This window comes from Acidovorax delafieldii 2AN, from assembly GCF_000175235.1.
Taxonomy (GTDB): domain Bacteria; phylum Pseudomonadota; class Gammaproteobacteria; order Burkholderiales; family Burkholderiaceae_C; genus Acidovorax; species Acidovorax delafieldii_B.
Genome location: NZ_ACQT01000052.1, coordinates 1 through 20,911, shown reverse-complemented (window position 1 = coordinate 20,911; position 20,911 = coordinate 1). Strand labels below are relative to the sequence as shown.

Below are 20,911 nucleotides of genomic sequence, written 5' to 3'. Positions count from 1 at the left end.
CTGGCAGCCGACCATCCGCCGGTCGCAGGTTCAGGGGACGCAGGCTTTGCGGCAAAGGTGGGCGGCACGGCAGCCCGTGGAAAGCAGGGTCACCAGCTGCTGCGGCAGGGCGCAACGCGGAGCGCACGCGCTCGACGACAGGCCCGCACCATGCCGGGTGTCATCCCCGGGCGATGGCGCGCGATGGCCGGGCGCGCTACCATGGTTTTCCGGCGCCTTGCCGGGTCTCTTTGTCCGCAGGAGGTATTCCATGAGCCAGTACAACATTGCCGTCGTCGTCGGCAGTCTTCGCAAGGATTCGTTCAACCGCAAGCTCGCCACGGCACTGGCCCGGCTGGCGCCCGCGGATTTCAGCTTCACGCAACTGCGCCTGGATGACCTGCCGCTCTACAACCAGGACGACGACGGCCAGCAGGCCGCTTCGGTGCTGCGGCTCAAGGGTGAAATCAAGGCGGCGCAGGGCCTGCTGTTTGTCACGCCCGAATACAACCGCTCGATTCCCGGCGTGCTCAAGAACGCCATCGACAATGCCTCGCGCCCCTATGGGCAGAATGCCTGGGCGGGCAAGCCTGCGGGCGTGATCGGTGCGTCGGTGGGCGCCATCGGCACGGCCATGGCGCAGCAGCACCTGCGCAACGTGCTGGCGTACCTGGATGTGCCCACGCTGGGGCAACCCGAGGCGTTCATCCATGCCAAGGAGGGGTTGTTCGATGCCGATGGCGGCATTGGCGCAGGCAGCCGCGACTTTCTGCAGGGCTGGATGAACCACTATGTGGCCTGGGTGAAGAAACACGCCTGAGCAAGGGCGCAGGTGCTGCTGCTGAATCTGTAGCTGGTGGCGCTTGGCTGACAAGCGCTACCATTGGTTTTTTAAAAAAAGAAACCCGGCGCAGGGCCGGGTTGCATGATGTGCCGGATAAGCGCCCGTGGCGCCCCCCGCATCAGGCGGCCTGGGTGGCCTGGGGCTGGTTGGCCGCAGCCTGGTTGCGGATGGCCTGCTCTGCCGTGGCCAGGGCCTCGGCCTTGGCGGCATCGCCCATGGCCACGCCCTCGGCGCGCACAAAGCGCACGTCCGTCACGCCGAAGAAGCCCAGCACCGTCTGCAGGTAGCTCTCCTGGTGCTCCATGGCACGGCCGCCTTCGCTGGTGGAATACACGCCGCCACGGGTCGAGGCAATGATCACGGTCTTGCCTTTGGCCAGGCCTTCGGGGCCGTTGGCGGTGTAGTGGAACGTGCGGCCCGGCTGGGCGATGCGGTCGATCCAGGCCTTCAGCTGGGTGGGAATGCTGAAGTTGTAGAACGGAGCGCCAATCACCACCACGTCGGCCGCCAGAAATTGGCTCACCAGCTGCTCGGACACGGCGTTTTCGCGTTTTTGCACATCGCTCAGGCCTTCGGTCTGGCCAGTGCGGGGCGCCATGGCGTCCATGGTGAAGTGGGCAGGGGCGTTGGCCACGAGGTCCAGGTAGCTCACCTGGGTGCCGGGATGGTTGGCTTGGTAGGCGGCCACGATCTGGGCCGTCAACTGGCGCGATACAGAGTTGGCACCGGTGATGGCGGAATCAATGTGAAGCAGTTGCATGGAGTTCTCCTTGAATGGGCGGTCACGTTTGTGACCATGGGGAGATTGTGAAATTGTTCTGCCGGTTTGATAAGTCAGCAAAAATGCGATAGATTGTTCTGCAAATAGAACAATGCGGGGCGCCATGCAAGACCTGAACGACATGCTGTACTTTGCCGAGGTGGTGGAGCGCGGCGGCTTTGCCGCGGCGGGGCGCGCCCTGGGCATTCCCAAATCCCGCCTGTCTCGGCGTGTGTCCGAGCTGGAGGCCCAGCTGGGCGTGCGCCTGTTGCAGCGCACCACGCGCAAGCTGTCCCTCACCGACGTGGGCGAAGCGTACCTTCGCCATTGCCAGGCCATGCGCGAATCGGCCCAGGCTGCGGCCGACACCGTGGCCCAGGTCCAGACCGAGCCGCAGGGCACGGTGCGCCTGAGCTGCCCGGTCACCCTGGCGCAGACCGTGCTTGCCGAGCTGATGCCAGAGTTTCTGGCCCGCTGGCCACGGGTGCGCATCGAAATGCAGGTGAGCAACCGGGCCGTGAACCCCGTGGAGGAGGGCGTGGACGTGGCGCTGCGCGTGCGGCCCTCGCTGGACGACAGTGGCAGCATGGTGGTCAAGCGCCTCGACGATGCCACGCAGATCCTGGTGGCCAGCCCCGATTTGCTGGCGCGCCAGGGCACGCCGCGCACGCTGGAAGACCTCACGCGGCTGGACAGCATCGCCATGTCGGCCGTGGATGGGCGCTCGATGCTGCGCCTGATCGGCGAAGGCGGGCGCGAGCAGACGCTGCACCACCACCCCCGCTATGTGGCCGATGATCTGCTCACGCTCAAATTCGCTGCCCTGGCCGGCACAGGCATGTGCTGGCTGCCCGACTACATGTGCCAGGAAGAAGTGCGTGCCGGCCGTCTGGTCCACCTGCTGCCGGGCTGGGCGCCGCCGCGTGGCATCGTGCATGCGGTGTTTCCGTCGCGCAGGGGGCTGTCGCCCGCGGTGCGGCGGTTTCTGGATTTCCTGGGCGAAACCATGCCCGGGCGCAGCAGCCAGGCCACGCGCCTGCTGGCCCAGGGGATGGAGGGCGCCGGCATCTAGCGTGGTGCTGCATCCGCATGCAGCGTGGGCGTGAGGGCGCCTCGGTGTGCGCTCGCTGGTGGGCTGCGCTTTGTCCCTGCCGCGCGGCCTGGCCTGCCGCTGGTGCGACGATACAGGGGCGGAAAGGGGTGGAGTGCGTGTCGGGCGCCGAGTGCCAGGCATCGGGACTGGCCCGCGCGGTGGGGTTACAGCGCCCCCTGTGTCGGGTCCAGAAGTTCCTGGTCATCTACCAACTGCCTACGGGCCGAGCGGCGGCAACGCTGCCAAGGCTTGCGCCGTACCCCCATTCAGTGCGGCTATCACGGCGTGCCACACCCGCATCGCCTGTGTTGGCGGGGCGGGGTACGGCACCGGTGTTAGATGAATTCGCGATTAAGTAAAAACAATATATTCGTTTGGGTTTTAAAGGGCGGCTCGCAGAATCACTTCCATCAACGCACGAAGGAGTGAATCCATGGCAACCCTCAGACTCGGTGACATCGCCCCCGATTTCACGCAGGAATCCACCGCCGGCCCCATCCGCTTCCATGAGTGGGCGGGCGACTCGTGGGTGGTGCTGTTCTCCCACCCCGCTGATTTCACGCCCGTCTGCACCACCGAACTGGGCAAGACGGCGGCGCTGGCCGGTGAATTCGCCCGGCGCAATGTCAAGCCCATTGCCGTGAGTGTGGACCCCGTGGATTCCCACCACCGCTGGGTGGGCGACATCAACGACACGCAGAACACCACCGTCAATTTCCCCATCCTGGCCGATGCGGACAAGAAGGTGGCCGACCTGTACGACATGATCCACCCCAACGCATCGACCACCGTGACGGTGCGCAGCGTGTTCATCATCGACCCCCAAAAGCGCATCCGCACCACGTTCACGTACCCGGCCAGCACGGGCCGCAACTTCGACGAGATCCTGCGCGTGATCGACTCGCTGCAACTCACCGACAGCCACAAGGTGGCCACGCCCGCCAACTGGAAAGACGGTGACGACGTGATCATCGTGCCCAGCCTGCAAGACCCGGCCGAGATTGCCCAGCGCTTCCCCAAAGGCTTCAAGGCCGTGCGCCCCTACCTGCGCATCACGCCCCAGCCCAACAAATGAACGCGGCAGCTGCTGGCGCCCCGGCAGGGGCTGCCCGGGGAACGGAAGTGGTGGCGCTGGGCGCGCACCGATCAGGTCCGGCCTCCATCATCATCGTGCCCGGCTGGCGTGATTCGGGGCCCGGCCACTGGCAAAGCCTCTGGGCCGAGCGCCTGTCGCATGCGCGCCGCGTGGTGCAGGACGACTGGATCACGCCCACCCGCATTGCATGGGTGGGCCAGCTCGAAAAAACCGTGCTTGAAGCGCCCCACCCGGTGGTCATCGTGGCCCACAGCCTGGGGTGCATTGCCACCACCCACATGGGCCCCCAGGCGGCCGCCCGAGTGAGCGGCGCGCTGTTGGTGGCCCCGGCCGACCCGGAACGCCGCGCCGTGTTGAGCGACTTCGCACCGGTGCCCAGCGCGGCCTTGCCGTACCGCAGCGTGGTGGTGGCCAGCAGCAACGACCCCTATTGCCCCATCCGCCTGGCGGGCGCCTATGCACGGGCATGGGGCAGCGAATTCGTGCGCATGCAGAACGCCGGGCATATCAACATCGATTCGGGCCATGGCGAATGGCCGCTGGGTCTGGCGCTGCTGCAGTCTCTGGTGGAGCAGATGGACTGGGCGGGCTCGCCGCTGCCGGCATAGCTTCAAAAACGATAGCGGATTGCGCAATGCGAACAAGCGCTGCAGGCGTTTTTTGCCCGATTTTTGCCCTTCTTCGTCGCAGGCAGCCTTCAAGGCTTCGACGGGTGCGGGGTGCCCCGCAGTGTGGCGAACGCGCTGTGCATCGCGCCGGTGAATGCGCCCAGCCAGGCCACCAGGGCCACGCCCAGGAACACCTGCGGCACCAGCGCCAGGAAGTCGAACCCCATGGCCAGCCGCATCTCGTGCGTGCTGGCGGCATACATGCCCAAGGGGAAGACCGCGCCCCAGTACAGAGGGTCATAACGCAGTGCAAAGCGCTGGAACCCATAGCGCCACACCGCCAGCACCAGCAGCATGGGAATCCACCAGGTGCCCGTGGCCCAGTAGAAAACGGTGAAGCCCTTCAGAAATGGCTGCAGTGACAACAGAAACGGCGCATCGGGGGCGTTGACGATCAGCAGCGAGCCGGCCAGCGTGGAGATGGCCATCGCACCCATGTTGATCCAGTAGGGGGGCGAGAGATCGCCCGGCAAAAAGGCAAAGAAGGTGTAGCGGTAGAAAATGAGCGACATCATCCAGATGTAGAGCATGCCGCCCCACAGCCACATCGACAGCGCAAAGAAGTTGACTTCGAGCTTGTAGGGCTGGCCGATGCGGGCGGCTACCAAAGCACCCAGCACGGCCACCGATTGCGTGGCCACCACTGCCAGCAGCCAGCCACCGTTGATGCCGCGGTCCAGGGTGGGCTTGCGGGGCTTGATGGTGAAGGCCGCAAAAATGGCATAGGTCAACATCACCCACAGGGCGACGGCCACGAACCACAACACCACGGCGGCCGCGGTGTCTTGCCCGATCACGATGGCCTGGGCGCCCAGCACATTGGTGGCCGCCACGGTGGTGAAGAAGCCCGGTGCACGCAGATGGTCGATCAGGTCGGCCAGGAAATGGCGCGGATACAGTGCCAGGCGCAGCAGGTACAGGCACCACAACCCCGCGTAGAGGCCGATGTTGAGCCCAAACAGCACACGGGCGAGCAGCACCAGCCCCTGCATGTGCGCAGCCAGCGAGACAATGCCCGTCGCCATGACCATGCCGAAGTACGCTGGCGACAACTGTGCCAGGCCCTTGCGCCAGGGGGCCAGGGTGGCATGGCCGGCGGTGCCTGGAAGCGCGGGGTTCTGGGGCATGGATCGGGTGGGGCGTTTGCCGCGGTTTGGGCGACGGCCATGTTACGGCGCTGGGGGCCGACACGGCCGGACATGGGTCAACGAACCTGGTAAGAGCTGGCGATGCCCACGGCGCGAAGTTCCGCTTATTCCAATATCTAATAAATTAACAAAAATGTATTCTTTTGAGTTTTATAAAGGACTGCGGACAATGCCTGCATCACCCTTTTCGAGGACGGCATTGTCATGAACTCACTGAAGCTCAAGTCTCTCCTGGCCACCCTGGCACTGGCCGCCAGCGGCGCTGCCACGGCGCAACAGACCCTGTTGAATGTCTCGTACGACGTGGCGCGTGAGTTCTACAAGGATTACAACGCCGCCTTCATTGCGCACTACAAGAAGACCACCGGCCAGGACGTGAAGATCGACCAGTCGCACGCCGGCTCCAGCGCGCAGGCGCGCGCCGTGAACGACGGCCTCGCCGCCGACGTGGTGACCATGAACACCACCACCGACGTGCAGTTCCTCGCCGACAGCGGCGTGGTGGCCAAGGACTGGTCCAAGAGGTTTCCGAACGACGCATCGCCCACCACATCGACCATGCTGTTCCTGGTGCGCAACGGCAACCCCAAGCACATCAAGGACTGGGACGACCTGATCAAGCCCGGCGTGCAGGTGATTGTTGTGAATCCCAAGACTGGCGGCAACGGCCGCTATGCCTATCTGGCCGCCTGGGGCGCCGTGCGCGAAAAGGGCGGCACCGAGGCGCAGGCCGCCGAGTTCGTGGGCAAGCTCTACAAGAACGTGCCCGTACTGGCCAAGGGCGGGCGTGACGCCACAGCCACCTTCCTGCAGCGCAACCAGGGTGATGTGCTGATCACGTTTGAATCCGAAGTGGTGTCGATCGACCGCGAGTTTGGCTCGGGCAAGGTCGATGCGGTGTACCCGTCGGTCAGCATCGTGGCCGAGAACCCCGTGGCCGTGGTCGAACGCACGGTGGCCAAGAAGGGCACGGCGCAGTTGGCCAAGGCCTACCTCGACTATCTGTACTCGGACGAGGCGCAGGAGATCGCTGCCAAGCACGCGATCCGCCCGCGTTCGGAGAAGGTGCTCAAGAAGTACGAAGCCACATTCAAGCCGCTCAAGCAGTTCACCGTGGCCAAGTATTTCGGTTCGCTCACCGAAGCGCAGAAGGTGCACTTCAATGACGGCGGCCAGTTCGACAAGCTGTACGCCAAGTGAACATCCCTTTGGGGCGCGGCGCGCGTTTCCCCCTGCTCTCGCATTGCCATGCCATGCGGGAAGGGGGCGTTCCAGCGCAAGCGCAGCGCCGCCCATGCTGCTTGACGACCCTTGCGCGGCGGCGCTTGCCCGGGCGCGCCAGTTTCCGTCGGCGGTGTGCAATGGATAACATTCTATGAATGACAAGAAAGGCACGCGCAAGGGTGCCAAGCGGGTCCTGCCCGGCTTCGGCCTGTCATTGGGCTATACGCTGTTCTATCTGAGCATCATCGTGCTCATCCCGCTGTCGGCGCTGATCTTCAAGACCTTCACGTTGACCTGGGAGCAGTTCTGGGCGGCCATCAGCGCGCCGCGCGTGGTGGCTTCGTACCGGCTGACCTTTGGTGCATCGTTTCTTGCGGCGCTGGTCAATCTGGTATTTGGCCTGCTGATCGCCTGGGTGCTGGTGCGCTACAAGTTTCCGGGCAAGAAGATTGTTGATGCCCTGGTGGATCTGCCGTTTGCGTTACCCACTGCTGTGGCGGGCATCTCGCTCACAGCGCTGCTCGCGGGCAATGGCTGGGTGGGCAGTATTCTGGAGCCCTTGGGCATCCAGCTGGCGTTCAAGCCTGCGGGCATCGTCATCGCACTCATCTTCATTGGCCTGCCGTTTGTGGTGCGGACCGTACAGCCCGTGCTCGAAGACGCCGAGAAAGAGCTGGAAGAGGCCGCGACCTGCCTGGGGGCGACGCGCTGGCAGACCTTCCGGCTGGTCATCCTGCCGTCCATCATGCCGGCGCTGCTCACGGGCTTTGCCATGGCGTTTGCGCGGGCCGTTGGTGAATACGGCTCGGTGATCTTCATCGCCGGCAACATGCCCATGGTGTCGGAGATCACGCCGCTCATCATCATCGGCAAGCTGGAGCAGTACGACTACGCGGGCGCCACGGCCGTGGCCGTGGTGATGCTGGTCATCTCCTTTGTTTTGCTGTTCGTCATCAATGCGCTGCAGGCATGGCAGCGCCGCCACGCGGGAGCACCGGCATGAGTGGTACCAACACCCGCACCGTCCGCCGTGCGCAGGCCGGCACGACCGAGGCGCCCTGGGTGCGCTGGACGCTGATTGCGCTGGCGCTGGCTTTCATGCTGCTGTTCCTGGTGCTGCCGCTGGCCGCTGTGTTCGCCGAGGCGCTGCGCAAGGGCCTGGGCGCCTACCTCGAAGGCCTGCGCGAGCCCGATGCCTGGTCGGCCATCAAGCTCACGCTCATCACGGCGCTGATCGCCGTGCCGCTGAACCTGGTGTTCGGCGTGGCGGCGGCTTGGTGCATCGCCAAGTACGAGTTCAAGGGCAAAGCCTTCCTGACCACGCTGGTCGATCTGCCGTTCTCGGTGTCGCCCGTGGTGGCGGGCCTGATCTACGTGCTGATGTTTGGCGCGCAGGGCTGGTTCGGCCCCTGGCTGCAGGCGCACGACATCAAGATCATCTTCGCCGTGCCGGGCATCGTGCTGGCCACGGTGTTCGTGACCTTCCCGTTCATCGCCCGTGAGCTGATCCCGCTGATGCAGGCGCAGGGCAACGACGAGGAGCAGGCCGCCATCGTGCTCGGCGCCACGGGATGGCAGACTTTCTGGCACGTCACGCTGCCCAACATCAAGTGGGGCCTGCTGTACGGCGTGATCCTGTGCAACGCGCGCGCCATGGGTGAGTTCGGCGCGGTGTCGGTGGTGTCGGGCCACATCCGGGGCCAGACCAACACCATTCCGCTGCACGTCGAGATCCTCTACAACGAATACCAATCGGTGGCCGCATTTGCAGCCGCATCGTTGCTGGCCCTGCTGGCGCTGGTCACGCTGGTCATCAAGACCATTGCCGAGCACCGCAACGAGCAGGCGCTCAAGGCCGCTGCTGAACTCCCGCCCGAGCGGCCCGCGCCGGCTGTGGCGGGCGCCCGCTGAAGGAAGAAGAACATGAGCATTGAAATCCGCAACGTCAGCAAACAGTTCGGCGACTTTCAGGCGCTGCGCGACGTGAGCCTGGACATCGCGTCCGGCGAACTCATCGCGTTGCTCGGCCCTTCGGGCTGCGGCAAGACCACGCTCTTGCGCATCATCGCGGGCCTGGAGACGGCCGATGTGGGCAGCATCCACTTCAGCGGCGAAGACACCACCGACGTGCACGTGCGCGAGCGCAACGTGGGCTTCGTGTTCCAGCACTACGCGCTGTTCCGCCACATGACGGTGTTCGAGAACGTGGCCTTCGGCCTGCGCGTGAAGCCGCGCAGCGAACGGCCCAGCGAAGCGCAGATCAAGCAGAAGGTGATGGACCTGCTCAAGCTCGTGCAGCTGGACTGGTTGGCGGAGCGCTACCCCTCGCAGCTCTCGGGCGGGCAGCGCCAGCGCATCGCCCTGGCGCGCGCGTTGGCCGTGGAGCCCAAGGTGCTGCTGCTCGACGAGCCCTTCGGCGCGCTGGACGCCAAGGTGCGCAAGGAACTGCGCCGCTGGCTGCGCCGCCTGCACGACGAGTTGCACGTCACCAGCATCTTCGTCACGCACGACCAGGAAGAGGCGCTGGAAGTGGCCGACCGCGTGGTGGTCATCAACCAGGGCAAGATCGAGCAGAGCGGCTCGCCACAGCAGGTATGGGACAACCCGGCCAGCCCGTTCGTGTATGGCTTTTTGGGCGATGTGAACCTGTTCCACGGCCGTGCCCATGAAGGCCTGGTGCACATGGAGGGCATCGAGCTGGACTCCCCCGAACACGCCCAGGCGCAGAACGCCAAGGCCTTTGCCTACGTGCGCCCGCACGATCTGGATGTGGAGCGCTATTCACCCGGCGCGGGGCTGGACGCCCAAGGCCGCCCACGCGGCATCGTGGCGCAGCTCAGCCGCGCCATCGTGGTGGGACCGATCGCCCGACTGGAACTTATTCCCTTGGACGACCACAAACCAGCGGACAATGCGTCCCCAGACCACTTGATCGAAGCGCAGATCCCTGCGCAGCAGTTCAAGGAAATGGGTTTCAAGGAGGGCGAAACGCTGGTGGTGACACCGCGCCGCGCCCGGGTTTTTCTGGACCAGGCCGCCGGTATCTGAGCTGTTCTCCTTCACGGAAAATCGCCCAGTGGCAGGGCGGCTTTTTCAGCGAATGGGCATTTGACCGCATCACCAGGCAGGGCGCCGCTGGCAGTGCTGCAGCACGGCAGGGCGTTCCAGCCAGGTCAGGCGGTCGAATGTCCATACGCCACAAGGATAAAAAATGGTGTTGAACTGGATCGATCAGGCCCCACGCCGGGTGCTGGCACTCATCAGCGTGGCGTGTGTGGCCATGCTGGCCTTTGGCATGTACCTGCAGCATGTGGTGGGCCTGGAGCCATGCCCTATGTGCATCGTGCAGCGCTATGCTCTTATTGGTATAGCAATCTTTACAGGCCTGGCAAGCGCGAGAGGCCAAAGAGGCTGGTGGATGACCTTTGCGCTGCTGGCGGTGTTGACGGCTGGCTTCGGTGCCTTTGTGGCGGCCCGCCAGAGCTGGCTACAGTGGTACCCGCCCGAGGTGGCCACCTGCGGCCGCGACTTCTACGGCATGATCGAAAACTACCCCATCAGCCGCGCCATTCCCATGATTTTCCGCGGCTCGGGTGACTGCACCGCGATCGACTGGACCTTCCTGGGTGGCTCGATCGCCAACTGGTCGTTCATCTGCTTTGTGGGTTTTGGCCTGGTGTTGCTGTTGCTGGTGGTGCGTGCTCTCAAAGTTGGCAACCGCGGAGGCTCGGGATACTCCATGGCCTGATGCAGCAGGCTTGCCTCGAACCATGCAGAAAGGCGCTCCAAGGAGCGCTTTTTTGTTGGCTCCCACAGAGTGGGACCGGTCGCTGCGGGAGGCACCGTTCAAGGCGTCATCGGTGCCGCTCGTACCCACCGCTGCATTTCCGGTCGCTGGGGTTTTTGGGCAGTCGGCAGCAGCCGTGCGGAATCTGTGGGGGCTGTGGGCGACTGCGCATGCGCGCGAGGTGTCCACGCGCTGCGGGCGTGCGGTAACTGGTGCGATGGCTATCTGTTACCGGTCCGGTTTCTCGCGCCGCCCGTGCGGCTTTGAGGCCGCCAAGTGGGCCTTTTGATCCGCCGCAGACTCGCCTACGCCGATTCATGAGCCGGGCCCACGGCCCGTGGCGCGGCGATCATCGGCACCAGCAGAAGAGCGGTGGGGTGGAGACGCTGCGCCACCTGCCTTTGTCACCTGGCGTGGTCTGCAAGGCGTGACCGATCCGCTGACGTGCCAAACCGGCCCAGCCCCACCTCTGCCCAACCTGTGGGCCGGCGCAGCAGGAACAGGACATCCAGCCCCCTGCGCTGTGCCATGGCCATGCCCTCGCCAGGGCCTGCCACCAGCAAGGCCGTGGCCCAGGCATCCGCCAGCATGCAGCTAGGCGCCAGCACGGTGACCGAGGCCACCGCATTGTTCACGGGGGCGCATCGGCGCGGGTTCATGGTGTGCGCGATGCGCGTATCGCCTACTTCCAGATAGCGCCGGTAGTCGCCCGACGTGGCCACGGCCAGCTCTTCCAGCTCGATGACCCCGTGCACCGCACGGCGACCGGCTTCGGGGTGCTCCACCGCCACAGCCCAGGGTGCGCCGCTGGCCTGGTCGCCCAAGGCGCGCAGCTCCCCGTCAAGCGCAGCCAGCGCGTGGCGCACGCCATGCTGCCGCAGCACGTTCACCATGCGGTCCACCGCGTACCCTTTCGCAATGCCGCAGAGGTCGAGTTGCAGGGGCACCTGCTTGCGCGCTCGGCCTGCGGGCCTGTCCAGCTCCAGGGGGGCGTGGGCCGTGGCAGGTGCCGCAGACTGGCGCGCAGCGCGAATTGCTTGCGCATCAGGGGTGTCGCGCGCGGCCCCGAACCCCAGGCATCCACGAGCGCGCCCACGCAAGGATCGAAGGCCCCCGCGCTCAGGCGCTGCACTTCGAGCGCGCAGTCCAGCACCTCCAGCATTTCAGCGGGCAGGTCCACCCAGTCGCCCACGGGTGCGCGGTTCAGGCGCACGAGGTCGCTGTGGGGTTTCCAGGGCGACATCTGCGCGTCCACCTGCCCGACCGCAGCGGCCAGGTCCTGGCGCAAGGCTTTCAGGTCCACGGTGGCATTGGCGTCGACGCTGGCAGACCAGCGCGTGCCCATGGTCGCACCGTGCAGGGTGGTGCGCTTGCAGGGCGCCGCGGGTTCAGAAGACATCTTCGGCATACCGCTCCTTGGCTTTCAGCGCCGAGGCGCTCAACTGCAGCGGTGCCAACACGGCGTCGAGCGTCTCGGCCACGCCCTGCGCCATGGCGCGGCTGCCACAAACGCGCACGATCGCACCCTGTGCCACCAGTCCGCGCACGCGCTCGGCGTCCCGGCGCAGGGCGTCCTGCACATAGCCGCCGCCGCCCGGTACGCGCGAAAAAGCCGTCTGCAGCGTTGCCAGGCGTCCTTCGGCGAGCCAGCGCTGGATTTCGGGGGCGAAGTAAAAATCCCGAGATGGGTCGCGTCCACCAAAATACAGGTGCATCGGGCTGCGCTTGTCGTTACGGCGTATGAAGCCGGCCAGCGGTGCTACGCCGGTGCCCGCCCCGATCAGCAGCACGGGCCGCCGTGACCGCGGCAGTGCAAAGCCGGGGTTGGGCCGGATGAAGGCCGCGATGCTGTCCCCCTCATGCAGGCCCAGCAAGTGGGTGGAACACAGGCCGCCTGGCATCTGGCGCACGCAGATTTCCAGAAACCCGTCTTTCCAGCCCGATGCCAGCGAGTAGTAGCGTGGCACGGCCGAACCCGGCGGCACGATGCCCACGAGATCGCCCGCTTCAAACCGCGCCAGGCCGTGCCCGCGCAGGTGTGCGCCCGGGCCCTGTGCAGGCCACGCAAAGCGCAGGATCGCCGTGGCCGGCCCGGAAGCACCGGAATAGTCCTGCCGCGCCACAAGCGTGAGCGCCGTGGTGGGTGGCACGCGTGGCACATGTTCCAGCACCAGGGGTTCGCCCAGCGCCTGTGCCAGTGCAACGCCCCAGCGCGCAAACTGCTGCCCCGATTGTTGGTGGATGCACTCCAGCGGCAGCAGCGCCGGCCAGCCCTGCGCACGCAACGCCTGGTCCAGCGCCTTGGCATAGGCGCAGAAGGCCGGAAACTGCCGGTCGCCAAAGCCCAGCACGCTCACTGGCACAGCGCTGGCTTTGAGTTTGGCGATGTGCGCCAGGGCGTGGCTCGCGTGGGCCGGGGCCTGGCCTTCGCCGTAGGTGGCTGCCAGCACAAACACCTGCCGCGTGGCGGCCGTGGTTTGGAAGTTTTCCAGGGCGCTGGTGTGCACGCGGTGGCCGCCTTGCATGAGCGCGTCTTGCAGCGTTTGCGCAAAACCCCAGGTGCTGCCGCCTTCGCTCGCCACGAAGATGAGCGCGTCGGCCTGTGCCAGCGGGGTGTTGCCTGTGATGCGGGGCGCCTGGCCGCGTGCCTGCCACCAGATCACAACGCCCGACAGCCAGAACAGCAGCACGCTGGCGCCCGCGAGCCCGAGCACCACGGCCCAGGGCCAAGCCGTTTCGCCGGTGTGCAGCACCACGGCCAGGTCGTAAATACGCTGCGCAAAGGTGGCGTCCTGCCAGGCCAGCATCTGGCCCGAGTACCGGTCGATCCAGCCCTGGCCCTGGACGGTCACAACCTTCCAGGTGTCTTCCGGGTCGGTGGCGCCAGGAAGGCTCAGCTTGCGCAAATCCTGCACCTGGAGGTTTTGCAGCGTTGCCAGCTGTGCGCCGGGCATGTCGGGCTTGCCGGTCACCACCGAAAACACTTCAGGTTCGGTTCTGGTGTCCAGCGTCACCAGCCCCAGGGTCGATGCGCTCATGGTCAGCGCTGTGAGCGATGTGATGCAAAGGATGGCGAGCACCACGCGGCCGGTCACCACGTGGATGCGCTGCGCCAGCGTGCCGCGCACCCGCGCTGCCAGCCGCCGCCAGCCACCCATGCGCCGCAGCAAGAGCACCAGGGCAGAGACGCACAACAGACCCATGGTCAGCGCAATGCCCGCGGCACCCCAGCGCCCCGCGTCGCCCAGCAGCAGCGAACGGTGCAGGTTCTTCACCCACCGTGGCAGCGCCGACGGTTGCCAGGGGCCCAGCACATGGCCATCGGCGGGGTCCACGTACGAGGCCTGCGGCTGGTCGCCGGCAAAGCCGAACACGACGATGGCACCGGAGGGCAGGTGGCGAATTTCTTCCGCACCCGGGACGCTGCGCGCCACGCGTTCCACCAATGTGGCCACCGGCAAATTGGCCGGGGCGGCGGGCGCCTGCCATGCCTGCTGCACCGGGTCGAACGCCAGGATGGCACCGGTGATGCCCAGCACCACCGCCAGGGTGCCAACCGTGAGGCCCAGCCAGCGGTGGATCGCTTTCCAGCCCATGTGTGTCCTTTACTGAAGTTGGAAGGTGGCCGACTGGATGTACTGCTTGCCGGCCTGTGGCTTGCCGGCGTTGGCTTTGGTCAGCGGAATGCGGACCTCCGACGGGCTGTCCCGCATGTCTTCTGCAGCGGCGTCGATGCGGATTTCATAGCCCGCATCCAGCAGTGCATCCGCCAGATCGGCCGTGACCTTGAGCGTGCGCCCGGCGCCCACGCTGGCGCCGGTGACACCGTTCAGGCGTTTGGCGTCGCCCGCCGAGAGGCGGCTCCAGTCGGACAGGTGCTTGTAGTACTTGGCCTTGCCGCCGGCCACCCACAACGTGCGCACATAGGTGCCTTTGGCATCGGTCAGGTAGGCCGCCAGGTAGGCGCCATCACCGCCGTAGTTCTTGAGCTGGGCGGTCAGCGCGACCGGGCGGCCGTGTGCCAGGGCTGGAAGGGCCAGCACGCAGGCAGTGGCCAGAACGGTCGAAAGGGGTTTGGACATGGGGTGCTCCTAAAGATGGGGGGGTTACTGGATCTGGCCGCGGGGTGCGCTGCCAGGGGCGGGCGAAGGCGACGGGACTGCGGTACCGTCCGGTTGCGGCGGTGGGTTGTGTTGCGCGCCGCCCTCGCGTTCGCGGTTGCGTTCACGATCCCTATCTCGGTCACGTTGGTGGTCGCCTTGCTTGATCTTCAAGACCTTCAGGTTCTCCGGGTCGATCTTGGCTTTGAAGCTGCGTCCCTGGGCATCTGTGCCGCGAACTTCATAGCACCCGTCATCGATTTTCAGCCGCTGGATCTGCCAGCCTTGCGCGGCTGCCCACTGCCGCAAGGCCTCGCGCGTCTGCCAGCGATTCACCGGCGCATCGCAGTCGTCGCTGGCCCATGTGGGCAGGGCGCACAGGCCCAGCGACAGGACAAGCAAGCCATGGCGAAAAGAGGAATGGTGTTTCATGGAAGCCTCCCAAAAAGTGCTGGTGCAGGGCAAACGTTTCGCCGCGCGCGCCTGCACAGGTGTCCGACCGGGCGAGTCCGATATCGCGGCGTTGGAACAGACCGCCCCAGATCGGGCGAATGGACGGCCCGGCATCTCTGCCCTGGCGCACAGTGAACCCCTGTCAGCGGCAACTTTAGTACCCATGCGGTTTTTGCTTTTTGTGGTAGCGCATTGTTGGCGCACCACCCTGAAGGGATGCTTAATGACCAACCCGCCATCGGCGCACCGCACCGCACCGCACCGCACCGGGCGTAGCGCATGGGTACGGGCCCGGTCCAGGGCCGCCGTGCCTGGCGCAAGCGACGCGGCGGCTTCGGCGGAAGCGCGGGTCTTGGGTGCAACTGCTCTAAGAACGTGCGTTTAGTCGGCGTCTTACCGCCGGCAGATGTGCCGCCATGGGATTCGCCACGTCTTGCGTCACAGTGCGGCGCACCGCCTTTTTAGGCCGGTGGGCGGCGCTGCCACGTGGAAGTCCCTGTGGAGTGCGGAAACAGCACGCCCTCGGTGCCATCCACCCACGCGGGCAGCTTGTGCATCACGCCCTCGAACAGGCTGCTCGCCTGCCATTGCGCCAGCCAGGCCTGCAGATGGGGCCAGGGCTGCGCATTCCACCAGGAGCCGTCGATGCCGGCAAACTGCCGCACGAACGGCGCGATGGCCATGTCCGTGAGGGCTGCGTGGTCGCCACACAGGAAGGGGTGCCGGGCCAGCAGCGCCTCCAGGCCCCGCAGCCATTCCACGGCCTGCGTGCGGGCCAGGGCGGTGTCGGCCTCTGGGTAGCGGCTGGGGTATTTGCAGCAGTCCAGCGCCTGCTTGAAGGGGCCGTCGCATTGGGCGACCAGTGCCAGCATGGCGGCCTCGGTGCTGTTGCTCGGCGTCAGCCAGCCGGCAGGGTCGTGCCGGGCCAGTGCCCAGCGCATGATGTCCAGGCTTTGTTCCAGCACCTGGCCGCTTGGCAGCACCAGCACGGGCACGGTGGCCTTGGGTGATACCTGCAGCAGGCCCTGCGGCTTGTTCTTGAGCACCACCTCGCGCAGTTCGCACAGTTGGCCGCTCACCGCCAAGGCCAGCCGGGCGCGCATGGCATAGGGGCAGCGGCGAAAGGAATAGAGAACGGGCAGGGTGCTCATGCGGATTCGTCCTCGCCGCCGCTCCCGTCTTTGGCGATGGTCCGCGCCGGGTTGCCCGGCTGGCGCACACCAATGTGTTCCTGGCCGCGTTGGGCCGCCAGTTGCATCTGCCGCTCACGTTCGGCCAGGGCGCGTTGCTGTTCGGGCGTGCGGGTGCCGTGGCAGTAGGGGCAGCTCACGCCTGCCACGTAGTGCGGTGATTGCAGTTCGGCCTCACCCAGCGGCATGCGGCACGAGCGGCACAGCTGATGGTGGCCGGGGGTCAGGCCGTGACCCACGGACACGCGTTCGTCAAACACGAAGCAGTCGCCATGCCAGCGGCTGGCTTCTTCGGGCACGGTTTCCAGGTACTTGAGGATGCCGCCTTGCAGATGGAACACCTCCTCGAACCCCTGCGACTTCAGGAACGCGGTGGATTTCTCGCAGCGGATGCCCCCCGTGCAGAACATGGCCACACGCGGCTTGCCCGCCAGCACGCCGCCCGGCTGCGACTGCTGGGCTACCCAGGCAGGGAACTCGGCAAAGCTCCTGGTGTGCGGGTTGATGGCACGTTCGAAGCTGCCGATGCCCACCTCGTAGTCGTTGCGGGTGTCGACCACCACCACGTTCGGGTCGTCGATGAGTGCGTTCCAGTCCTCGGGCTTTACGTAGGTGCCTGCGTTGCGTGCGGGGTTCAGGCCGGACACGCCCAGGGTGACGATCTCGCGCTTGAGCCGCACCCGCATGCGGTAGAACGGCATGCGCTCCGCCTGTGCCTCCTTGTGCTGCAGTTCGGAAAACCGCGGGTCACTGCGCAGCCACGCCAGTACCGCGTGCACTGCTGCGGGCTCGCCTGCGATGGTGCCGTTGATGCCCTCGGGCGCCAGCAGCAGCATGCCGCGCACGCCTTGTGCGTCGCACACGGCCTGCAGCGGCGCGCGCAATGCCGCGCAGTCCGGCAGATCGGCGAACTGGTACAAGGCTGCGGCAAGAAAGCGGGGTGTGACCGAATCCACGAACGGTAGGGGCAGGGTGGGCGAAGCAGGCATGATAGCCATCACATTTCGTTACGATGCGGGGTCGATAACGCTGCACCCAAGGTGGTTGTATGGGCCAGGAATCCGCACTCAATCTGTTTCGCCGGCTGGAACAGCTCAACGGCATTGGCGCCGCGCTCTCGCGCGAGCGGGACATCGACCGGCTGCTGGAGAGCATTCTCGAAGCGGCCAAGACCATCACCGGCGCCGACGGCGGCACGCTCTACCGCGTGACCGAGGACCACAGCGCCCTGCGCTTCGAAATCGTGCGCACCGATTCGCTTGGAATCCGCCTGGGCGGAACGGCGGGCAGGCCCACCGATTTCCCCGACCTTCCTCTGCGCCACGCCGATGGCACACCCAACGACTCGCTGGTGGCCGCCTACGCCGCCATCCATGACCGCACCGTCAACATTGCCGATGCCTACAGTGCGCAGGGATTCGATTTTTCAGGCACCCGCGCGTTCGACCAGCGCACCGGCTATCGCTCGCAATCGTTCCTCACGGTGCCGATGCGCAACCACGACCACGAGCTGATCGGCGTGCTGCAGCTCATCAACGCCACCGACGGGCTGACCGGGCAGGTCTGCGAATTCTCGGAGGCCGACCAGAGCCTGGCCGAGTCGCTGGCTTCGCAGGCCGCCATTGCCCTCAGCAACCGGCTGCTCATCACGCAGCTGGAGCGCCTGTTCGAATCGTTCGTGAACCTCATCAACCTGGCTATCGACGAGAAGTCGCCCTACACCGGCGGCCATTGCCAGCGCGTGCCCGCCCTCACCATGATGTTGGCCGAGGCCGCCGATGCCACCACCGACGGGCCGCTGGCGGATTTCAGGATGACCGAGCGCGACCGCTATGAACTCAAGATGGCCGGCCTGCTGCACGACTGCGGCAAGATCACCACGCCCGTGCACGTGGTGGACAAGGCCACCAAGCTGCAGACGCTGTATGACCGCATCGGCCTCATTGACACGCGCTTCGAGGTGCTCAAGCGCGATGCCGAACTGGCCGCCTTGCGCCGCCAGCTGGCGCTGCGCCCCGTGGCGGACGCGCGTGCCGAGATGCGCGAGCTGCAGGCGCTGCAGCACGAAATGCGCGCGCTCGAAAGCGACCGCGAGTTTCTGCGCCGCTGCAACACCGGCAGCGAGGCCATGCAGCCTGAAGACCAGCAACGCGTGCGCGATATCGGCACGCGGCGTGAATGGCGCAACGTGGATGGCGTGCAGACCCACTTTCTCACGGCCGAGGAGCTGGAGAACCTCACCATCCGTTCGGGCACGCTCACGCAAGCAGAGCGCGACACCATCAACTGCCACATCGTCGCCACCATCAAGATGCTGGAGACGTTGCCCTGGCCGCGCCACCTGAAGAATGTGCCCGAGTATGCGGGCGGCCACCACGAGCGCATGGATGGCAAGGGATATCCACGTGGTCTCACGCGCGAGCAGATGTCGGTGCAGGCCCGCATGATGGGCATCGCCGATATCTTCGAAGCCCTCACAGCCGCCGACCGGCCCTACAAGCGTGGCATGACGTTGTCGCAGGCGCTTGCCATCATGGCCAGGATGCGTGACGGCGGCCACGTCGACCCCGACCTGTTCGATGTGTTCGTGCGCGAAGGGGTGTACCTGCGCTATGCGCGTGAGTTCCTCGACCCAGGGCAAGTTGACGAAGTGCCCGTTCCCCGCCAGCCCGTTGCGGCAGGCGCCTAGCAGCCGCGGGCCGTCGTCCGGGTGGCGGACCCGGCAAGGCGTGCCGGTAGCGCTGGACGCTGTGCGTGCCGACACCCGACATCCGACACGCAACACCCGAGACCCGAGACCCGAGACCCGAGACCCGAGACCCGAGACCCGAGACCCGAGACCCGAGACTTGGCGCGGGTTCAGGCCAACGACTTCTCCGTCCCATCCGCGAGCGATTTGCGCCCTCGGCCACCCGCGAATGCGCGCGGCGGGCCACAGGGCCGACACGGTGGGTCGATGCGCATGGACCTCGCTGTACCGATCTCATGTCCATTGCTTAGCGCGCTCGCGCATGGCGGGTTGCTGGCTCCATCAACCCGCACAGGCACATGCTTGGGCACGCACATGCACACGCCCGCAGTGAGTGGGAAGGTGGTTGAAATGCTTCTGTTTTGATAGCTGATGGCGCTTTTCACATAAGCGCTACAGCCTGATTTTCTCCAAAGTCAGCGTGTTGAGGCTTGCGTTGCCAGCACCAGCCAGCCCCGAAACGCCGCCATGGCCGCCGTGGGCGGGCGCGACTTGAGGCGCGTCAGCCAGTAGCTGCCCTGGTGAAGCTCGGCGGCGAAAGGGCGCGCGAGGCGCCCGTGTTGCAGCTCACGCGTGAACATGCACACCGGTAGCAAGGCGACGCCAGCGCCCTGGGCCGCCGCCTCGGCCATGGTGAGCGACGAGTCGAACACCACGCCGCGCACCACGGGGCAGCGAACGCCAGCGGCGGCGAACCAGTCCTCCCACTCGTCGGCGCGGTAGGACCGCAGCAGCGGCTGGTGCGCCAGATCGGCCGGCACGCGCAGGCGCGCGGCCAGTTCGGGCGTGCACATGACCGACAGCGGTGCGGGCATGAGCAACTCGGCTTCGGTGCCGTGCCATGCGCCGTCGCCAAAACGGATGGCGTAGTCGAGCCCTTCGCCGGCAATGTCCACGCGGTTGTTGTGCGTGAGCAGGCGCAGGTCAACAAACGGGCATGCCTGCTGAAATTCACGCAGGCGTGGCAGCAGCCATCCCACGGTGAACGTACCCACGGCACCCACCGTCAGCACTTCGCGCGGGCGGCTCTGGCTGAACTGTTCCAGTGCGGCGCTGATGCGGCCAAACGATTCCTCCAGCGCGGGCAGCAGCGCGCGGCCCTCGTCGGTCAGCGCCAGGCCGCGGGGCAGCCGGCGAAACAGCGGCTGGCCCAGGCGCTCTTCCAGATTGCGGATGTGCTGGCTCACGGCCGTCTGGCTCACGTTCAATTCGCTGGCCGCGCGGGTGAGGTTCAGGTGACGCGCGGCCACCTCGAAGGCGCGCAAGGCGTTCAGTGGCAGGTGCATGCTTAGCCTGAAGTTTTTCTTGGGTTTGCTGGCGATTATTGTCGATAGTGCAAAGTGACGCTGCCCACTATCGTTGCATCCTCGTCAACGTTATTCAAAGGAAAAATGATGCTTCGCAGAGACTTTGTGGTGGCCCTGGGCTTCGCACCCATCGCGGGCTGGGCGGGAGTAAGCCTCCAGAAAAACAGTGATGAAAGCGCGACCGCGTTCACCACGTCCGTGGCCGCCATCGAGCGGCGCAGCGGGGGGCGCATCGGCGTCGGTGTGCTCGACACGCACACCGGGCGCCGGGTGGGGCACCGGGGCGGCGAGCTGTTTCCCATGGCCAGCACCTTCAAGCTGCTGCTGGCTGCACAGACGCTGCGGCTGGTGGACGAGGGCAAGGAGCAATTGGGCCGCCGCATCACCTACCGGCGCGAAGACCTGCTGGCGTATTCGCCCGCCACCGGGCCCCATGCCGGCGGCGCGGGCATGACGGTGGAGGCGTTGTGCGAGGGCACGATGACGCTGAGCGACAACACGGCCGCCAACCTG

General features: G+C 66.1%; 19 protein-coding genes and 1 pseudogene. 11 read left to right on the top strand and 9 right to left on the bottom strand.

Annotation, left to right across the window (positions count from 1 at the left end; all coding sequences use genetic code 11):
* The first annotated feature begins 250 nt into the window (after positions 1-250).
* On the top strand, positions 251-799 hold the full coding sequence (locus ACDELDRAFT_RS09330) for an NADPH-dependent FMN reductase (RefSeq protein WP_005795887.1): 549 nt from the start codon (positions 251-253) through the stop codon (positions 797-799).
* A gap of 142 nt (positions 800-941) precedes the next feature.
* On the opposite strand, the gene ACDELDRAFT_RS09325 is transcribed toward ACDELDRAFT_RS09330, so the two are convergent.
* Positions 942-1,583 carry an FMN-dependent NADH-azoreductase gene (locus ACDELDRAFT_RS09325; protein ID WP_005795885.1) on the bottom strand — a complete coding sequence of 214 codons (642 nt, stop codon included), beginning with the start codon at positions 1,581-1,583 and terminating at the stop codon, positions 942-944.
* Positions 1,584-1,707: 124 nt separating this feature from the next.
* Here ACDELDRAFT_RS09325 and ACDELDRAFT_RS09320 point away from each other — a divergent pair, with 124 nt between their 5' ends.
* From ACDELDRAFT_RS09320 to ACDELDRAFT_RS09310, 3 genes are all read left to right on the top strand, one after another.
* Positions 1,708-2,655: a LysR family transcriptional regulator gene (locus ACDELDRAFT_RS09320; protein WP_040328640.1), complete on the top strand. Its 948-nt coding sequence runs from the start codon at positions 1,708-1,710 to the stop codon at positions 2,653-2,655.
* Positions 2,656-3,109: 454 nt separating this feature from the next.
* Positions 3,110-3,751, top strand: a complete 642-nt coding sequence (locus ACDELDRAFT_RS09315; RefSeq protein WP_005795881.1) for a peroxiredoxin — start codon at positions 3,110-3,112, stop codon at positions 3,749-3,751.
* Positions 3,748-4,380: an RBBP9/YdeN family alpha/beta hydrolase gene (locus ACDELDRAFT_RS09310; RefSeq protein WP_005795879.1), complete on the top strand. Its 633-nt coding sequence runs from the start codon at positions 3,748-3,750 to the stop codon at positions 4,378-4,380. The genes ACDELDRAFT_RS09315 and ACDELDRAFT_RS09310 overlap by 4 nt, the downstream gene beginning before the upstream one ends.
* A gap of 89 nt (positions 4,381-4,469) precedes the next feature.
* On the opposite strand, the gene ACDELDRAFT_RS09305 is transcribed toward ACDELDRAFT_RS09310, so the two are convergent.
* Positions 4,470-5,567 carry a tellurite resistance/C4-dicarboxylate transporter family protein gene (locus ACDELDRAFT_RS09305; protein WP_005795877.1) on the bottom strand — a complete coding sequence of 366 codons (1,098 nt, stop codon included), beginning with the start codon at positions 5,565-5,567 and terminating at the stop codon, positions 4,470-4,472.
* A gap of 225 nt (positions 5,568-5,792) precedes the next feature.
* On the opposite strand from ACDELDRAFT_RS09305, the gene ACDELDRAFT_RS09300 reads away from it, so the two are divergent.
* The 5 genes from ACDELDRAFT_RS09300 (at position 5,793) to ACDELDRAFT_RS09280 (ending at position 10,560) form a co-directional block, all read left to right on the top strand.
* A complete protein-coding gene (locus ACDELDRAFT_RS09300; RefSeq protein WP_005795875.1) occupies positions 5,793-6,788 on the top strand; it encodes a sulfate ABC transporter substrate-binding protein in 996 nt (331 codons plus the stop codon).
* A 175-nt stretch (positions 6,789-6,963) separates the two neighbouring features.
* Positions 6,964-7,815, top strand: a complete 852-nt coding sequence (cysT, locus tag ACDELDRAFT_RS09295; protein WP_005795873.1) for a sulfate ABC transporter permease subunit CysT — start codon at positions 6,964-6,966, stop codon at positions 7,813-7,815.
* On the top strand, positions 7,812-8,723 hold the full coding sequence (gene cysW, locus ACDELDRAFT_RS09290; protein WP_005795871.1) for a sulfate ABC transporter permease subunit CysW: 912 nt from the start codon (positions 7,812-7,814) through the stop codon (positions 8,721-8,723). The genes cysT and cysW overlap by 4 nt, the downstream gene beginning before the upstream one ends.
* A 12-nt stretch (positions 8,724-8,735) precedes the next feature.
* Positions 8,736-9,860 carry a sulfate/molybdate ABC transporter ATP-binding protein gene (locus ACDELDRAFT_RS09285; protein WP_005795869.1) on the top strand — a complete coding sequence of 375 codons (1,125 nt, stop codon included), beginning with the start codon at positions 8,736-8,738 and terminating at the stop codon, positions 9,858-9,860.
* A 163-nt stretch (positions 9,861-10,023) separates the two neighbouring features.
* On the top strand, positions 10,024-10,560 hold the full coding sequence (locus ACDELDRAFT_RS09280; protein WP_005795867.1) for a disulfide bond formation protein B: 537 nt from the start codon (positions 10,024-10,026) through the stop codon (positions 10,558-10,560).
* Between the two features lie 443 nt (positions 10,561-11,003).
* Here the strand turns inward: ACDELDRAFT_RS09280 and ACDELDRAFT_RS09275 are convergent.
* The 6 genes and pseudogenes from ACDELDRAFT_RS09275 to trhO form a co-directional block, all read right to left on the bottom strand.
* Positions 11,004-11,944 (bottom strand): annotated as a pseudogene (locus ACDELDRAFT_RS09275) (FAD:protein FMN transferase).
* A gap of 43 nt (positions 11,945-11,987) precedes the next feature.
* On the bottom strand, positions 11,988-14,195 hold the full coding sequence (locus ACDELDRAFT_RS09270) for a PepSY domain-containing protein (protein ID WP_005795862.1): 2,208 nt from the start codon (positions 14,193-14,195) through the stop codon (positions 11,988-11,990).
* A gap of 9 nt (positions 14,196-14,204) precedes the next feature.
* Positions 14,205-14,681 (bottom strand): DUF2271 domain-containing protein, encoded by a 477-nt coding sequence (locus ACDELDRAFT_RS09265; RefSeq protein WP_005795860.1) that lies wholly within the window; start codon positions 14,679-14,681, stop codon positions 14,205-14,207.
* A 24-nt stretch (positions 14,682-14,705) separates the two neighbouring features.
* Positions 14,706-15,131 (bottom strand): PepSY domain-containing protein, encoded by a 426-nt coding sequence (locus ACDELDRAFT_RS09260; RefSeq protein ID WP_005795858.1) that lies wholly within the window; start codon positions 15,129-15,131, stop codon positions 14,706-14,708.
* A 482-nt stretch (positions 15,132-15,613) separates the two neighbouring features.
* Positions 15,614-16,303, bottom strand: coding sequence for a glutathione S-transferase (locus ACDELDRAFT_RS09255; protein WP_005795856.1), 690 nt, complete (start codon positions 16,301-16,303; stop codon positions 15,614-15,616).
* Positions 16,300-17,298 (bottom strand): oxygen-dependent tRNA uridine(34) hydroxylase TrhO, encoded by a 999-nt coding sequence (trhO, locus tag ACDELDRAFT_RS09250; RefSeq protein ID WP_040328634.1) that lies wholly within the window; start codon positions 17,296-17,298, stop codon positions 16,300-16,302. Before trhO ends, ACDELDRAFT_RS09255 begins: the two co-directional genes overlap by 4 nt.
* A gap of 92 nt (positions 17,299-17,390) precedes the next feature.
* On the opposite strand from trhO, the gene ACDELDRAFT_RS09245 reads away from it, so the two are divergent.
* The gene (locus tag ACDELDRAFT_RS09245) at positions 17,391-19,031 is read left to right on the top strand and encodes a GAF and HD-GYP domain-containing protein (protein WP_005795853.1); all 1,641 of its coding nucleotides are present in this window, start codon (positions 17,391-17,393) and stop codon (positions 19,029-19,031) included.
* 476 nt (positions 19,032-19,507) lie between these two features.
* Here the strand turns inward: ACDELDRAFT_RS09245 and ACDELDRAFT_RS09240 are convergent, their stop codons facing one another.
* Positions 19,508-20,377: a LysR family transcriptional regulator gene (locus tag ACDELDRAFT_RS09240; protein WP_005795851.1), complete on the bottom strand. Its 870-nt coding sequence runs from the start codon at positions 20,375-20,377 to the stop codon at positions 19,508-19,510.
* Between the two features lie 108 nt (positions 20,378-20,485).
* On the opposite strand from ACDELDRAFT_RS09240, the gene ACDELDRAFT_RS09235 reads away from it, so the two are divergent.
* The coding region (locus ACDELDRAFT_RS09235) for a serine hydrolase (RefSeq protein ID WP_005795849.1) at positions 20,486-20,911 on the top strand (426 nt) is incomplete at its 3' end.